The organism is Amycolatopsis sp. NPDC104819 (genome assembly GCF_055583145.1).
This window is the reverse complement of sequence record NZ_JBVJON010000020.1, coordinates 20,316-35,199: the sequence shown is the minus strand read 5'-3', so window position 1 is coordinate 35,199 and position 14,884 is coordinate 20,316. Positions and strand designations below refer to the sequence as shown.

The following is a 14,884-nucleotide window of genomic DNA, read 5'->3' as shown; positions in this document are numbered from 1 at the left end:
CGCTAGTACTCCCCGTGCACGAGGTTGTCCGGCAGCTCGCCCCCGGCGTACCGCGCGATTTCGGCCGCGGCGACGGCGTACGAGCGGCCCCGGACCCCACGCACGGCCCCGCCGACGTGCGGCGTCAGCAGCAGCCCTGGCGCCGTCCACAGCGGGTGCCCGGCGGGTGGCGGCTCGGGGTCGGTGACGTCGAGGGCGGCGCGCAACCGGCCCGTGGTCAGTTCGGCGACCAAGGCGCCGGTGTCCACCACGGCGCCCCGGGCGACGTTGACCAGCACCGCGCCGTCCCGCATCTCGGCGAGGAACTCCGCGTCCACCATCCCGCGGGTGCGCGAGGTCAGCGGCACCATCAGCACGACGACGTCGTGCAGGCCGAGCAGCCCCGGCAGCTCGCGCACGCCGTGCACCCCCTCCCGCGCGGTCATCCCGACCATCGTGCAGCGCGCGTCGAACGGCTCCAGGCGTCGCCGCAGGTGTTGTCCCAGGTCACCGGCGCCGACGACCAGCACGCGCTTGCCCTGCAGCGTGTCGGCCGTCTGCCGCTCCCAGCGGCCCTCGCGCTGCGCGGCGGCGAAGACGTCCAGCTTCCGGTACATCGACAGCAGCGCGGCGACGACCCACTCGGCGGTGCTCCCGCCGTGCGCGCCGCGGCAGGTGGAGAGCAGGACCCCGTCGGGCACCTTGCCGACCCAGTCCTCGGCGCCCGCGGCCAGCAGCTGGATCAGCTTCAGGTTCGGCAGCGCGCGCCAGAGCTCGTCGCCCGGCGGGTGCTTGCCGGGGATCAGCACCTCGGCCTTCGCGGCCTCCGGCGGCACCGGCTCGCCCCACTGGTAGCGCACGGGCAGGACCCGCGGGACCTCGGCGAGCACGGTCAGGCCCTCGTCGTCGGGCACCAGCACGGTCAGCGTCATGATCCCCAACGTAATCGAGGAGTGCTCACCCATGGTTCACGCACCGGGCCCTAGGCTGGTGAATCATGCGAACCCGCTACCGGACGGCCCTGCTGGCGATCTTCGCCTGCGGCGCCCTGCTGCCCGCCGGGTGCGCGCGGTTCGACGACACCGCGGCGGGCCAGACGTTCAGCCCCGCGCCGGTCGCCAGCCCCGAGTCGCCGCCCGAGGTCCAGGGCCCCGGCGCGGACTCCGGCGGCGACGGCAAGCAGGCGCGTCCCGGCCAGCCGGCCACCCCCGTGCCGCCGCCCCAGGGCTGCAAGGACTTCGACCCCGCGGTGATCACGACCTGCCTGGACACCGTCGCCGCGGTCGCCGGGCTGCCCGGCGACGGCTCCACGCCGAGCGCGCTGGCGGGCGAGCGTAAGAGCGGCCGCGTGATGCTCGCGACGGCGGGCAAGGACGCCACCGACTTCGCGAAGCTCGACGTCCAGCCGGCCGGTGACGGCGGCCTGACCGGGCTCGCGCTCTCGCCGTCGTACGTCGAGGACCAGCTCGTGTTCGCTTATGTGACGACGGCGGCCGACAACCGCGTCGTGCGCTTCGCGAAGGGCCAGCCGGCGAAGCCGGTGCTCACCGGCATCCCGAAGGGCGCGACCGGCAACCGCGGCACCATCAGCACCGACGGCCAGGGCGCGCTGCTGGTCGCGACCGGCGACGCGGGCAACCCGAACGCCGCCGCCGACCCGAACTCCCTCGCCGGCAAGATCCTGCGGATCGACACGTCCGGCAAGGCTGCCCCGGGCAACCCGAACGGCTCGCTCGTGCTCGCGGCCGGCCTGCACGCGCCGGGCGGGCTGTGCGCGTCCGCCGACGGCGGCCGGATCTGGGTCACCGACCGGCTCGCCGACAAGGACGCCCTCTACCGGGTGCAGGCCGGGCAGCCGCTCACGGTGCCGGCGTGGACGTGGACGGAGAAACCGGGCGTCGCGGGCTGCGCGGACTTCGTCGACTCGACCGGCTACGTCGGGGTCGCCACGTCGCTGGCGGGCAACCTGCAGGACGTCCCGGTGTCGAAGGAAGGCGCGGTCACCGGGAAGCCCCTGGTCGTCATGGACGGCAAGACCGGCAAACCGCCGGTGACCTACGGACGCCTCGCCGGGATGAGCATGATCAACCCGCAGCTCGCTGTGGCGGGCACGGTCAACAAGGACGACGGCGCCCCGGTGTCGAGCGACGACCGCGTCGTGCTGATCACCCCGGCGACCTCCGGCGGCGGAAACGGCCGGGACTGACTGGGCGACCGATGCCTTCCGGTTCCAAGGCCCCGGACGACGTCGCCGGCTGGCGGGAGCTCGTCGAACAGGCACTGGCCGAGTTCACCCGGATGGGGTTCACCACGTCCGTGGTGCAGGAAAGCGGCGACCCGTACGGCGCGCACATCTGGGTGAACCACACCGAACCGTTCGACGCAGCGGCCTGTTCCCGTACGTGGTGAACGTCGGCGAGATCATCGTCCGGACGTTGAGCAGCGTTCTCCACGAGGCCGGCTACCGCGTCCTCGAAGCGCCCCGGTTCCCGCGGGTCTGACTAGGGCTTCAGCTCCACCCGCCGGCCCTCGGCCGACGACGTCAGCCCGGCTTCCGCCAGCTGCAGCCCGCGCGCGGCGGAGAAGAAGTCGTAGCGGTGTTGCCGTCCGGCGACCACGTCCCGGACGAACTCCTCCCACTGCGCCTTGAAGCCGTTGTCGAACTCGGCGTTGTCCGGCACTTCCTGCCACTGGTCGCGGAAGGGCTCGGTGGCTGGGAGGTCCGGGTTCCAGACGGGCTTCGGCGTCGCGGACCGGTGCTGGACGCGGCAGCGCCGCAGGCCCGCGACCGCGCTGCCCTCGGTGCCGTCGACCTGGAACTCGACGAGCTCGTCGCGGAAGACCCGCACGGCCCACGACGAGTTGATCTGCGCGATGGCCCCGGATTCGAGCTCGAAGATCCCGTACGCGGCGTCGTCCGCCGTCGCCGCGTAGGCGTCACCCTGCTCGTCCCACCGGCGCGGGATGTGCGTGGTCGCTTTTGCGGTCACGGCCGAAACGCGGCCGAACAGGTGCTCCAGCACGTAGTTCCAGTGGCAGAACATGTCGAGCACGATGCCGCCGCCGTCCTCGGCGCGGTAGTTCCAGCTCGGCCGCTGCGCCTCCTGCCAGTCACCCTCGAACACCCAGTAGCCGAACTCGCCGCGCACCGAGAGGATTCGTCCGAAGAACCCACCTTCGACGAGCCGCCGCAGCTTCCGCAGGCCGGGCAGGAAGAGCTTGTCGTGCACGACGCCGTGGCAGATCCCGGCGTCCCGCGCGAGCCCGGCGAGCTCCAGCGCGGACGTCAGCGTCTCGGCCAGCGGCTTCTCGGCGTAGACGTGCTTGCCCGCGGCGATCGCGGCGCGCACGGCCGGCTCACGCGCCGACGTCAGCTGGGCGTCGAAGTAGATCTGGACGTCGGCCAGCGCCGAGCCGACGTCGGTCGTCCACGCCGTGAGCCCGTGCCGGTCGGCGAGGTCCTTGAGCTTCGCGGCGTTGCGCCCGGCAAGGATCGGTTCGAGCTGCACGCGGCTGCCGTCGGGCAGCTCGACCCCGCCCTGGTCCCGGATGGCCAGCACCGACCGGAGCAGGTGCTGCCGGTAACCCATCCGGCCGGTGACCCCGTTGAGCAGCACTCCGATACTGGTCTGGTTCATGGCCGGCCTTCCTGGTCGAGGACTGTCTCAGTGGATGTCGTATTCGGCGCGCCGTCCGCACATGCCGAAGCCGTCCGGGTTCGACGGCGTCGCGACCCGCACCCCCGACTGCTCGAGGTGGCTCCCGTCGCCGTCGGCGAGCGCCTTGAGGTGGGCGCCGGTCAGCTCGGCGGCCTTGAGCGCCCCCGCCTGCCAGCGCGGAACCCAGTCGCCGATTTTCGGCGACACGAGCGCGACGGCCGCCCGGTGGAACGCCCGCAGCGCCTCGGCGTCGCCGTCCAAGAGCGCCTCCCGCAACGGCAGATAGCCACGAACTGCCAGGTCACGGCGTCGCCGGGCCGCGTCGTCGGTTTTCGGCAACACCGCCGCCTCGGCGTAGGCGACGGGATCCGCGAGCACCTCGGGCGGGAAGGTGAACACGGCGTCCCCGGCTTCGGGCAGCCCGCTGTTCTGCATGAGCACGGTTACCCGCAGGCCGCCGCCCTGCACCATCCGGTGCACGGTCCCCGGCGCGAACCACGCGATCACCCCGGCTTCCAGCGGCGTCTCGGCGTAACCGCCGACGCTCAGTGTCTGGACCGCGCCCTGGCCGCCGGTGACGACGTAGGCCTCGGTGCAGGCGAGGTGCAGGTGCGGGCTGCCGCCGCAGACGCCGTCCTCGGCTTCCCAGTCGTAGGCCCGCAGGTGCGAGACCCCGATGCCACCCGGTAGGGGGAAATCGTCCATGGCCGGCCTTTCAGAATCCGTGACTCTCGAGGTACCGCGTCACCCGGTCGCGGTCCCAAGCCCCGTCGGCGACGACGATCCGGTAGCGATAAGTGAAACTCTCCCCCGGCGGCAGGGCGAACTCTTCGAAGAACGCCCACGAGATGGCCACCGTCGGCGTGCCCTCGGAACGGACGAACCAGTGCGACTCGTGGATCGCCCGGTCGTTCTCGGGCGCGTGGGCGAAGAGCAGCGTCGAGTGCGCGTCGACGTCGTCGTGTTCACCGACAAACGCAAGCCACGGCGCCTGCGCGCCCATCATGGCATCCCCACCGAGCTCACCGGGCCCGAGGACGCGCCCACCGCTGAAGTCCCGCGGCCCGCGCCAGTGCAGCCCGGTGTACCCGGCCAGCTCCCGGCCGGCGGTGGTCGGGCTGCCGAACACGAGCGGCGCGTCGCGGACGTTGGTCAGCTCGATCGCCCAGTCGATGGCCCACGCGCCTTCGTCCGGCTCGACCGAGTGGACGACGATGTCCCGCCGTTCCCGCGCCCAGGCGTCGCCGCCGTTGGCCATCCAGGTGAGCCGTTCGGAGACGCTCAGCCGGTCCCCGTCGACGGCGAAGGCGGCAAAGTCGTCGTGCCGCATCGAGCCGATCCGGTCGGGCAGGTCCTGGTACCAGTCACCGGGGACGTAGGTGTGGCCACCCCAGAAGTTCTGGCCGGAGAGGTGGCTCGCCGTCATCTGCAGGCCCTTGTGCCAGCGGTGGTCAGCGGGCCGGTACCCGCTGACGCGCCGGCCGCGCAGGGTGCGCAGCGGGTGGGTGTAGGGCTTGCGGGACTCGTAGGCCACGGGGTCGGGCTTGTACACATAGGACATCAGCTGGACCCCGGCCGCCTCGACGCTCACGTGGTCCCCGTGCCGGTGCGTCACGGTGATGGGCGCGCTCACCGCGGGTCTCCCGCCATCGACCGGTAGAAGGCGTCCCCGGCCCCGATCGCCCCGCGTCGCACCCCGAGCCCGGTGTGCGCGGACTTGTACAGCGCCGCGACGAACTCCAGCACCCGCCGCCCATCACCCCCGCTGCAGGGCGGCCGCCGCCGTTGCCGAAAAGCGGCAAGAACTGGCACCAGGGCGGCAGCGTGCGAACTGCGCACGTCGTCAGCCGGGCGCGCGCCGACGTCGGGGGTGTAGCGCCAGTCGTCGTTGCCGTGGCCGTAGAGGTGGGTGAGCTCGGCGGTGGCCAGCTCGCAGTCGATCCGGATCCGGCTCACTTCGTCCGGCGAAACGACACTGTTGACCACGGTCGCCAGCGCCCCCGACTCGAACCGGACGAGCGCAGTGGAGACGTCCTCGGTCTCGACGTCGTGCACGAGCCGCGCGACCATGGCCCGCACCTCGGCCCAGTCGCCAAGCAGGTGGAGCAGCAGATCCATCTGGTGGATGCCGTGCCCCATGGCCGGTCCGCCGCCCTCGGTCTCCCATCGCCCCCGCCACGGCACGGAGTAGTAGCCGGCATCGCGGTACCAGGTGGTCTGGCAGTGCGCGACGAGCGGGCGCCCCAGCGCGCCCCGAGAGAGCAGCTCCCGGAAGTGTGCGGCGCCCGAGCCGGAGCGCTGCTGATAAACGAAGGAGACGTACGGCCCGCCATCCCGCTCGGCCCCGGCCATCTCGTCGTACTCGGCGAGCGACCGGCACGGCGGCTTCTCACACCAGACCCAGGCGCCGCTTTCCAGCGCCAGCTTGGTCTGCCCGACGTGCAGCCCGGGCGGCGTGCAGATCGACACGAGATCGGGTTCCTGCTCGGCGAGCAAGGTACCGAGATCGCGATAAGGCTTGGCGTGCTCGGTCCCGGCGCAGAAGGCGACGGCCCGGGTCTCGTCGATGTCGGCGACGGCCACGAGGTCGGCGTCGTCGGGATGAGCCCGGTAGGCGGCGTGATGGCTGTCGGCAATGCCTCCCGCCCCGACGATGGCAACACGTAAACGCTTTCCCTGAGCCAACTCCGGACCTCCTCCCCAGCACCTTCCCGCCGCGCCCTCACCCGGACGCCGCGTGCCGCGGATCTCGGCACCCCATCCCGCGGCGCTGTTGGCCCGCGGGGTCCGACGCTCGCGACCGCCACCTCGACCGTCTCAGAAAGCGCTTTCTCACGCAACGCCCGGGCCGAAGTGTCAACGTTGTCACCCAGGACGGTCGACCGAACGGACGACTCAGCCACCCACCGCGGCCGACATCGCGGAGCAGCGGACCCCACCGAGCTGCTCGGCTGGTTTCCGCCCGGCGGCTCGACCGGGTGGCTTGACCGGGCGGGCCAGGCCGGCATCGCGGAGCGTCGCGTCCGCGCCGCCCGGCGATCAGCGGGTCTTGCTGCGGGGCTCGCGTTTCCGCGGCTGACGGGTCTCCGCCCGCATCGCCCTCATGTCCAGGAAAGCAGCCACACCCGAGACGAGCGCGGCGAACAAACCGAGGAACCGCCCGAAGCCCGGACTGATGGCGATCCCGGCGGCCTCGAAGATGCCGCGCTGGTCGGCGTCGAACTGCCAGTCGAGCGTGACCCAGCCCAGCGCCATCAGCAGCAGCGCCGCCGCGGCGACCACCAGCCACAGGTGCGGCAGGCCGCTGACCCGCATGGTCCGGATTCGCCCGAAAAAGACCACGACCAGCCCGGCCAGCAGCAACGGCAGCGGCGGGCACCAGGCGAAGAAGCCCGAGTGCCAGGCGTCGCGGACGACGTCACTGTGCTGCAGCTGCGCGAGGACGTCTTCGATGTCGGGCCTGTTGGTGCTCAGCGTGGTCCACGGCAGGAACGTCGAGCCCAGCGCGAGCAGCCCGGCCGCCAGGCCGAGCCACTCGCGCCAGGTGACGCTTTTGACGGAAAACGACGACAACGTCAGGAGCCGACGCGCTCGATGATCAGCTCGCGGACTCGCTTGGCGTCGGCCTGCCCCTTGGTCGCCTTCATGACCGCGCCGACGATCGCGCCCGCCGCGGCCACCTTGCCGCCGCGGATCTTCTCCGCGACGTCCGGCTGCCCGGCCAGGGCCTCGTCGATCGCGGCAAGCAGCGCCGAGTCGTCCGAAACGACCTTCAGCCCACGCTTCTCGACAACCTCGCGCGGCTCGCCCTCACCGGCGAGCACACCCTGGACGACCTCTTTGGCCAGCTTGTTCGTCAGCTCGCCGGACGACACCAGCCCGATGACCTCGGCCACCTGCTTCGGCGCGATCGGCAGATCGGCCAGCTCGACCTCGCGGGCATTCGCCTCCTGGGCCAGGGTGTTGACCCACCACCCACGCGCCTCGTCCGGCGACGCGCCGGCCTCGACCGTGGCCGCGACCAGGTCGACGGCGCCGACGTTCAGCAGGTCACGCAGGGCTTCGTCGGAAAGTGACCACTCCGCCTGGATCCGCTTGCGACGCTCGGACGGCATCTCCGGAAGCGTCCCGCGCAGCTCTTCGACCCATTCCCGCGACGGCGCGATCGGGACCAGGTCGGGCTCCGGGAAGTACCGGTAGTCCTCCGCGGTCTCCTTCGTCCGGCCGGACGACGTGGAGCCGTCGGCCTCCTGGAAGTGCCGGGTCTCCTGCTTGATCGACCCGCCGTCGGCCAGGATCGCCGCCTGCCGGGTCATCTCGTAGCGAACGGCCCGTTCGACGCTGCGCAGTGAGTTGACGTTCTTCGTCTCGGTGCGCGTCCCGAACTCGGTCGCGTCCTTCGCCATGAGCGAAACGTTCGCGTCGCACCGCAGCGAGCCCTGGTCCATCCGGACGTCCGACACGTCGAGCGCGCGCAGCAGGTCACGCAGCGCGGACACGTACGCCCGCGCCACCTCGGGAGCCCGCTCGCCGGTGCCCTCGATCGTCTTGGTGACGATTTCGATCAACGGCACGCCGGCCCGGTTGTAGTCGAGCAGCGAGTGCTCGGCGCCGTGGATCCGGCCGGTGGCGCCACCGACGTGGAGCGACTTGCCGGTGTCCTCCTCCATGTGCGCGCGCTCGATCTCCACGCGCACGACCTCGCCGTCGTCGAGCGTGACGTCGAGGTAGCCGTTGAAGGCGATCGGCTCGTCGTACTGCGACGTCTGGAAGTTCTTCGGCATGTCCGGGTAGAAGTAGTTCTTCCGGGCGAACCGGCACCACTCGGCGATCTCGCAGTTCAGCGCGAGACCGATCCGGATGGCTCCCTCGACAGCCTTCCCGTTGACCGCCGGCAGCGCGCCGGGCAGCCCGAGACAGGTCGGGCAGACCTTCGTGTTGGGCTCGCCGCCGAACTCGTTCGGGCAGCCGCAGAACATTTTCGTGTTCGTGTTCAGCTCGACGTGCACTTCGAGCCCGAGCACCGGGTCGAAGCGTTCGATGACGTCGGCGTAGTCCATCAACTCGGCCACGGCAGTCACTTCGTTCCTCCCAGCTCCGGGACCTTGTGGATGAGCGCTCCCCCGGCGGCGGCGTCGCGAGCGGCCTCGTAGGCGGCGCCGACCCGGTAGAGCCGGTCGTCGGCCAGCGCCGGGGCCATGATCTGCAGGCCGACCGGCAGCCCGTCCTCGTCGGACAGCCCGCTCGGCACGCTCATCGCGGCGTTGCCGGCCAGGTTCGACGGGATCGTGCACAGGTCGGCGAGGTACATCGCCATCGGGTCGTCGACACGCTCGCCGATCTTGAACGCCGTGGTCGGCGTCGTGGGCGAAACGAGGACATCGACCTTTTCGAACGCGGCGGCGAAGTCACGCGTGATCAGCGTGCGCACCTTCTGCGCCGAGCCGTAGTAGGCGTCGTAGTAGCCGGACGACAACGCGTAGGTGCCCAGCATGATCCGCCGCTTGACCTCGGCGCCGAAGCCCTTTTCGCGAGTGAGCGACATGACCTCTTCGGCGCTGTGCGTGCCGTCGTCGGCGACGCGCAGGCCGTAGCGCATGGCGTCGAACCGCGCGAGGTTCGACGAGCACTCGCTCGGCGCGATCAGGTAGTACGCGGGCAGCGCGTAGACGAAATGAGGACAAGACACCTCGACGACCTCGGCGCCGAGCGTCCGCAGCTGTTCGACCGCGGCCTGGAACGACCGCTCCACACCGGGCTGGTAGCCGTCGCCGCCGAACTCCCTCACGACGCCGACCTTGACGCCCTTCAGGTCACCGCTCATCCCCTGCCGAGCGGCAGCGACAACGGGCGGCACCGGCACGTCGATCGAGGTCGAGTCCCGCGGGTCGTACCCGGCGATGACCTCGTGCAGCAGCGCGGCGTCAAGCACCGTCCGGGCACAGGGCCCGGCCTGGTCGAGCGAAGACGAAAAAGCGACAAGCCCGTAGCGCGAGACGCCGCCGTAGGTCGGCTTCACCCCGACGGTGCCGGTCACGGAGCCGGGCTGCCGGATCGACCCACCCGTGTCCGTCCCGATGGCGAGGGCCGCTTCGAAGGCCGCGATCGACGCCGACGAGCCACCGCCCGACCCGCCCGGGATGCGGGCGTGGTCCCACGGGTTGTGCGTCGGGCCGTACGCTGAGTTCTCGGTCGACGACCCCATGGCGAACTCGTCCATGTTCGTCTTGCCGAGAATCACGACACCGGCCTCGCGCAGCTTGCGCGTCACCGTGGCGTCGTACGGCGGGATCCAGCCTTCGAGCGTTTTCGAACCACAGGTCGTCGGCACGCCCTCGGTGGTCAGGACGTCCTTGAGCGCAAGCGGCACCCCGGCCAGCGCCGACGCGGGCGCCTGGCCCTCGGCAAGCCCCTCGTCGACCTTCTTGGCCGCGGCCAGCGCGCCCTCGGTGTCGACGTGCAGGAACGCGTGGATGTGGTCGTCGACCTCGCCGATCCGGTCCAGGTGAGCCTGGGTGACCTCGACGGCCGACACCTCGCGCGCGTAGATCTTCCCCGCCAGCTCCGCGGCGGTCAGCTTGATGAGCTCGGTCACTGCTCTTCCCCCAGAATCCGCGGCACCCGGAAGCGGCCCTCTTCGGCGGCCGGCGCCCCGGCCAGCGCCTGCTGCTGGGTGAGCCCGGGAACGACGACGTCCTGTCGGAAGACGTTCGTCAGCGGCACGGCGTGCGACGTCGGCGGCACGTCTTCGGCGGCGACCTCGCTCACCTTGGCCACCGAGTCCAGGATCTGGTCGAGCTGGCCGGCGAAGACGTCGATTTCGTCGTCAGTCACGGCCAGCCTGGCCAGCTTCGCGAGGTGCGCGACCTCGTCTCGGGAAATGTTGGGCACGCGGGTGACTCCCGGGTTGTGCTGTGCGGGTTGTCTCGGAAGCTGCAAGTCTATGGTGGCGGCGCGGGCGGACTCGACTGGGTTACGCCCGGCGCAAGCCGGGTGCCGTCCGGCGACGCTCGCATCCCGCCCGGCGGACAGCAGGTCCCGCGAGCCGGGTGGGTCTGTCACAATCGGCGACCGGCATCGAGCGTCCCACGGCAAGGCTGGGACGCCAGAGGTGAGAGGGGCGCGTGGTGTCGTTCCTGATCCGGGTCCTCCTTCCGGACAGCCCGGGGACCCTCGGCGCGGTCGCCACGGCGCTCGGCACGGTAGGCGCCGACATCCTCAGCGTGGACGTCGTCGAACGCGGCACGGGCATCGCCGTCGACGACCTCGTGGTCGAGCTCCCGTCCGGCCGGCTGCCCGATGCGTTGATCACGGCGGCCGAGAGCGTTGACGGCGTCGAAGTGGACGCGGTCCGCCCCTACGCGGGCGTGCTCGACACGCATCGTGAACTCGAACTCGTCGAAGAAATAGCCGCCCAGCCCAAAAGCGGCCTCGACATCCTGGCGGAGGGCGTCCCCCGCATCGTGCGCGCGGGCTGGGCGATGATCGTCGAACACGCGGAAACCGGCGCGATCCGGCTGGCCTCGTCGAGCGCGGCGCCCGAGACCCCGATCACCGACCTGCCCTGGCTGCCGCTCGAGCGCGCGACGGTGCTCGACGGAGAAGAAGCCTGGATCCCGGAGACGTGGAAGGAGCTCGGCACCGAGCTCGCCGCGACCCCGCTCGGGAAGCCGGGCAAGGCACTGCTTGTCGCCCGCCCGGGAGGCCCGGCGTTCCGCGCGGCCGAGGTCGCCCGGCTGGCCCATCTCGCCGGGATTGTCGCGGTCGTCCTCGACGGCTAGCTCCGCGTTGCCGAAAAAGGGACGAGTCCACGCGGGCTCGTCCCCTTTTCGACAAACGCCAGGTCAGACGTCGATCTGGTAGGCGATCAGGCTGATGTGCGGATACGGCCGCCAGTCCCGCTCGGCCAGCCGCGCAAACCCGAGACGCTCGTAGAGCCGGTGCGCGCTGTGCATCCCGGCAAGGCTGCTCAGCACCACCTTGGCGAGCCCCAGCGCCCGCGCACGGTCGAGAACGGCCCGCGTCAGCGCCTCGCCGACACCACGTCCACGCGCCGACGGCGCCACCGCGAGCATCCGGAACTCCAGCTCCCCCGGACGTGAGATCTCGGCGTACGGCGACCCCGGCCGCACGACGGTCACGGTGCCGAGCACCTCCCCCGCCGCGTCGACGGCGACGAGCACCTCGGCCAGCTCGGCCCGGCTCGCGACGTCACGCAGCTTCGCGTCGTAACCGACATCGCCGGCCAAGTGACCATCAACGTCGTAGGCCCGGACCGTGACCTCGCCCGCCGCGGCGTACTCCTCCGGCCGCGGCGGCCGGATCTCGACATCACCCATCCGTCTCCCCAGACTCGTCTGCGGCGGTTTCCTCACCGGTCGGCAGCGCCACCTCCTGCGCCGCTTCGGGCCCCCGCTCCAGCAGGACACGGAAACCGCCTTCGTCCAGCACCGGCACCTTCAACTGGACGGCCTTGTCGTATTTCGTGCCAGGCGAATCCCCGACGACGACAAACGCGGTCTTCTTCGAGACCGACCCCGCGGCCTTACCTCCGCGGGCCATGATGACCTCTTTGGCCTCGTCGCGGGAGAAGCCGTCGAGAGAGCCCGTCACCACGATCGACAGCCCTTCGAGGTTGCGCGGGATCGATTCGTCGCGCTCCTCCTCCATGCGCACGCCGGCACGTCGCCACTTTTCGACGATCTCCCGGTGCCACCCGACCTCGAACCACTCCTGCGTCGCGTGGGCGATGGTCGGGCCGACACCGTCGACGTCCGCCAGCTCCTCTTCGGTCGCCTGCTCGATGCCCTCGATCGAACCGAACTCGCGGGCCAGCGCCTGCGCCGCCGTCGGCCCCACGTGCCGGATCGACAAGGCGACCAGCACCTTCCACAGCGGCCGGTCCTTCGCCACCTCGAGGTTGGCGAGCAGCTTCCGCGCGTTCGCCGACAATTCGCCGGCCTTCGTGCGAAACAACTCGACCTCGGCGAGGCTGTCCTCGTTCAGGTCGAAGACATCGCCCTCGTCGGCGACCACCTGCGCGTCGAGTAACGCGACCGCGGCCTCGTACCCGAGGACCTCGATGTCGAAGGCGCCGCGCCCCGCCAGGCTGAAGAGGCGCTCCCGCAGCTGCGCGCGGCAGAACCGGCTGTTCGGGCAGCGGATGTCCTTGTCGCCTTCCTTCTGATAGGCGAGCTCCGTGCCGCATTCCGGGCAGTGGGTGGGCATGACGAACTCGCGCTCGTCGCCAGTGCGCGCGTCCACGACCGGCCCGAGGACCTCGGGGATGACGTCGCCGGCCTTCCGGATGACGATTCGGTCGCCGATGAGCACGCCTTTGCGCTTGACCTCCTCCTGGTTGTGGAGGGTGGCCCGCGCGACGGTCGACCCCGCGACCGTGACCGGCTCGGTGACCGCGAACGGCGTCACCCGGCCCGTCCGCCCGACGTTGACCTGGATGTCCAGCAGCGTCGTGATCGCTTCTTCCGGCGGATACTTGTAGGCGATCGCCCACCGCGGCGCGCGCGACGTCGTGCCCAGCCGCCGCTGCAGCGCCACCCGGTCCACCTTGATGACCACGCCGTCGATTTCGTGCTCGGCGTCGTGCCGGTGCTCGCCCCAGTAGGTGATGTGGCCGGTGAGCTCCTCGGCCGACGTCAGCACCTTGCTGTGCGGCGAGACCGGCAGCCCCCACGCGGCCAGCGCGTCGTACGCCTCCGACTGACGCTGCGGCTCGAAGCCTTCGCGTTTGCCGAGGCCGTGGCAGATCAGCCGCAGCCGGCGCTCGCGCGTGATCTTCGGATCCTTCTGCCGCAGCGACCCGGCCGCGGTGTTTCGCGGGTTTGCGTACGGCGGCTTGCCCGCTTCGACCATCTTCGCGTTCAGCTCGAGGAAGTCTTCGACGCGGAAGTAGACCTCGCCGCGCACCTCGACCAAGGCGGGCACCGGGAACTTGTCGGTGCCTGTGAGCGTCTCCGGCACTTGGTCGAGCGTGCGCATGTTCAGCGTCACGTCTTCGCCTGTACGGCCGTCACCCCGGGTGAGCGCCCGGGTGAGGTGACCGTTTTTGTACAGGAGGTTGATCGCCAGGCCGTCGATCTTCAGCTCGGCGAGGAACTCGGTGCGCCCGACCTCCTTCTCGACGCGCTCCACCCACGCGAGAAACTCGTCCTGGTCGAAGACGTTGTCCAGACTGAGCATGCGCTCGAGATGGTCGTACGCGGTGAACTCGGTCGAGAACGTGCCACCGACTCGCTGGGTCGGAGAATCGGGGGTGACCAGCGCCGGGTGCTGCTCCTCGATCTGCTGCAGCTCGCCGAGCAGCTCGTCGAACTGCCCGTCGGAGATGATCGGCGAGTCCAGGACGTAGTAGCGGAACTGGTGGTTGCGCAGTTCCTCCGCGAGGGCGGCGTGCCGCTCGCGCACGTCGGCCGGGACGTCGGTGACGTCCTCCGCGGTGATCGGGTCCTGAGGGGATTCGGTGCTGCTCACAGGTGGTGAGCCTAGTCGGCGACACCGACATTTTCGTCCGGTCCGCCGGCCAGTCCGCGGACCAGGTCACGGAGCTCCAGAAGGGTGATCGCGCCGGCCGGCTCGGCTTCCGCGGTCTCGACGCGCCGTAACCGTTCGGCGGCGAGACGTTCACCCAATGTCGCATCGAGGGGCAGGAAGGTCATGGTCTGCCGCGTCGCGTCGTCGAGATCGCCGAACCCCGGGTGGAAGACGGCGACGTCGACGACGTGCTCGTCCTCGTCGACCTGCGTGACCACCCGGACGTCGGCCAGCGCGATCTGGTGCGCGCCGAGGTTCACCGTGACCTCGGTCGGATCGGGCACCGGCGGGACCGAGTCGTGGTACTCCCAGATCGCGTCCTCGGGCGGCGCGGCGACGCGCCAAGCGTCCGTGAACGGCCGCACCTCCGGGTCTTCCTGGCCGGTCACGACCAGGGCGTAGATCGCCCGGCGACCACGTTCGAGCGAAAAGTGCAGCCGCGGGTGCAGCGCCTCGACAAGCTGGCAGAGCTCGTGCTCCACCCGGTGCGGCTCACCCTCGCCGAGCGCGGCGCTGACCATCGGGAGCAGCTCGAACCAACCGTGCCAGAACGCCTCCGCGGCCGCCGCGGGGTCCTCGGGCACCCGCTGCTCAGGCCACGCAGTACGCGGGTCGGGCGGATCGGCGTCGGTGTTCTTGCGGCGGAACAGGCGCATGGTTACGGGTGGTCCTCGTTCGATCGGCTACCCCGACAC

Annotated in this window: 15 protein-coding genes; 3 read left to right on the top strand and 12 right to left on the bottom strand. The window is 70.9% G+C overall.

Going from position 1 to position 14,884, the window contains the following annotated elements:
- Window positions 1–2: 2 nt before the first annotated feature.
- A complete protein-coding gene (locus ACZ63E_RS42275; protein WP_465310258.1) occupies window positions 3–911 on the bottom strand; it encodes a 2-hydroxyacid dehydrogenase in 909 nt (302 codons plus the stop codon).
- A gap of 65 nt (window positions 912–976) precedes the next feature.
- Here ACZ63E_RS42275 and ACZ63E_RS42270 point away from each other — a divergent pair, with 65 nt between their 5' ends.
- Both ACZ63E_RS42270 and ACZ63E_RS42265 read left to right on the top strand, forming a co-directional pair.
- A complete protein-coding gene (locus ACZ63E_RS42270) occupies window positions 977–2,185 on the top strand; it encodes a PQQ-dependent sugar dehydrogenase (protein ID WP_465341956.1) in 1,209 nt (402 codons plus the stop codon).
- Window positions 2,186–2,196: 11 nt separating this feature from the next.
- A complete protein-coding gene (locus tag ACZ63E_RS42265; RefSeq protein ID WP_465341955.1) occupies window positions 2,197–2,388 on the top strand; it encodes a hypothetical protein in 192 nt (63 codons plus the stop codon).
- Between the two features lie 92 nt (window positions 2,389–2,480).
- Here the strand turns inward: ACZ63E_RS42265 and ACZ63E_RS42260 are convergent, their stop codons facing one another.
- The 8 genes from ACZ63E_RS42260 to gatC all read right to left on the bottom strand — a co-directional run bounded on the left by ACZ63E_RS42260 (window position 2,481) and on the right by gatC (window position 10,529).
- Window positions 2,481–3,617 carry a Gfo/Idh/MocA family protein gene (locus ACZ63E_RS42260; RefSeq protein WP_465310256.1) on the bottom strand — a complete coding sequence of 379 codons (1,137 nt, stop codon included), beginning with the start codon at window positions 3,615–3,617 and terminating at the stop codon, window positions 2,481–2,483.
- A gap of 27 nt (window positions 3,618–3,644) precedes the next feature.
- Entirely contained in the window at window positions 3,645–4,343 is a 699-nt protein-coding gene (locus tag ACZ63E_RS42255) for a cupin (protein ID WP_465341954.1), read from the bottom strand.
- A gap of 10 nt (window positions 4,344–4,353) precedes the next feature.
- Window positions 4,354–5,271, bottom strand: coding sequence for a DUF6807 domain-containing protein (locus ACZ63E_RS42250; protein WP_465341953.1), 918 nt, complete (start codon window positions 5,269–5,271; stop codon window positions 4,354–4,356).
- Window positions 5,268–6,323 (bottom strand): Gfo/Idh/MocA family protein, encoded by a 1,056-nt coding sequence (locus ACZ63E_RS42245; RefSeq protein WP_465341952.1) that lies wholly within the window; start codon window positions 6,321–6,323, stop codon window positions 5,268–5,270. The genes ACZ63E_RS42250 and ACZ63E_RS42245 overlap by 4 nt, the downstream gene beginning before the upstream one ends.
- A 354-nt stretch (window positions 6,324–6,677) precedes the next feature.
- Entirely contained in the window at window positions 6,678–7,211 is a 534-nt protein-coding gene (locus ACZ63E_RS42240; RefSeq protein ID WP_465341951.1) for a hypothetical protein, read from the bottom strand.
- A gap of 2 nt (window positions 7,212–7,213) precedes the next feature.
- A complete protein-coding gene (gatB, locus tag ACZ63E_RS42235; RefSeq protein WP_465341950.1) occupies window positions 7,214–8,719 on the bottom strand; it encodes an Asp-tRNA(Asn)/Glu-tRNA(Gln) amidotransferase subunit GatB in 1,506 nt (501 codons plus the stop codon).
- Window positions 8,716–10,233, bottom strand: coding sequence for an Asp-tRNA(Asn)/Glu-tRNA(Gln) amidotransferase subunit GatA (gene gatA, locus ACZ63E_RS42230; protein WP_465341949.1), 1,518 nt, complete (start codon window positions 10,231–10,233; stop codon window positions 8,716–8,718). The genes gatB and gatA overlap by 4 nt, the downstream gene beginning before the upstream one ends.
- Window positions 10,230–10,529, bottom strand: coding sequence for an Asp-tRNA(Asn)/Glu-tRNA(Gln) amidotransferase subunit GatC (gene gatC, locus ACZ63E_RS42225; RefSeq protein WP_465341948.1), 300 nt, complete (start codon window positions 10,527–10,529; stop codon window positions 10,230–10,232). Before gatC ends, gatA begins: the two co-directional genes overlap by 4 nt.
- Window positions 10,530–10,765: 236 nt before the next feature.
- Between gatC and ACZ63E_RS42220 the strand changes: the two genes are divergently transcribed.
- Window positions 10,766–11,419, top strand: a complete 654-nt coding sequence (locus ACZ63E_RS42220; RefSeq protein WP_465310722.1) for an ACT domain-containing protein — start codon at window positions 10,766–10,768, stop codon at window positions 11,417–11,419.
- A gap of 63 nt (window positions 11,420–11,482) precedes the next feature.
- Here the strand turns inward: ACZ63E_RS42220 and ACZ63E_RS42215 are convergent, their stop codons facing one another.
- The 3 genes from ACZ63E_RS42215 to ACZ63E_RS42205 are packed head-to-tail and all read right to left on the bottom strand — an operon-like array spanning window position 11,483 to window position 14,845.
- Window positions 11,483–11,977, bottom strand: a complete 495-nt coding sequence (locus tag ACZ63E_RS42215; RefSeq protein ID WP_465341947.1) for a GNAT family N-acetyltransferase — start codon at window positions 11,975–11,977, stop codon at window positions 11,483–11,485.
- Entirely contained in the window at window positions 11,970–14,129 is a 2,160-nt protein-coding gene (ligA, locus tag ACZ63E_RS42210; RefSeq protein WP_465341946.1) for an NAD-dependent DNA ligase LigA, read from the bottom strand. Before ligA ends, ACZ63E_RS42215 begins: the two co-directional genes overlap by 8 nt.
- Window positions 14,130–14,140: 11 nt before the next feature.
- Window positions 14,141–14,845, bottom strand: a complete 705-nt coding sequence (locus ACZ63E_RS42205; protein ID WP_465341945.1) for a hypothetical protein — start codon at window positions 14,843–14,845, stop codon at window positions 14,141–14,143.
- Window positions 14,846–14,884: the final 39 nt, after the last annotated feature.

Excerpts from the sequence above, each read along its gene's own strand:
- ACZ63E_RS42270 (WP_465341956.1), top strand. The coding sequence starts at position 977 with ATGCGAACCCGCTACCGGACGGCCCTGCTGGCGATCTTCGCCTGCGGC.
- ACZ63E_RS42275 (WP_465310258.1), bottom strand. The coding sequence starts at position 911 with ATGACGCTGACCGTGCTGGTGCCCGACGACGAGGGCCTGACCGTGCTC.
- ACZ63E_RS42215 (WP_465341947.1), bottom strand. The coding sequence starts at position 11,977 with ATGGGTGATGTCGAGATCCGGCCGCCGCGGCCGGAGGAGTACGCCGCG.
- ACZ63E_RS42260 (WP_465310256.1), bottom strand. The coding sequence starts at position 3,617 with ATGAACCAGACCAGTATCGGAGTGCTGCTCAACGGGGTCACCGGCCGG.
- ACZ63E_RS42265 (WP_465341955.1), top strand. The coding sequence starts at position 2,197 with ATGCCTTCCGGTTCCAAGGCCCCGGACGACGTCGCCGGCTGGCGGGAG.
- ACZ63E_RS42205 (WP_465341945.1), bottom strand. The coding sequence starts at position 14,845 with ATGCGCCTGTTCCGCCGCAAGAACACCGACGCCGATCCGCCCGACCCG.
- ACZ63E_RS42255 (WP_465341954.1), bottom strand. The coding sequence starts at position 4,343 with ATGGACGATTTCCCCCTACCGGGTGGCATCGGGGTCTCGCACCTGCGG.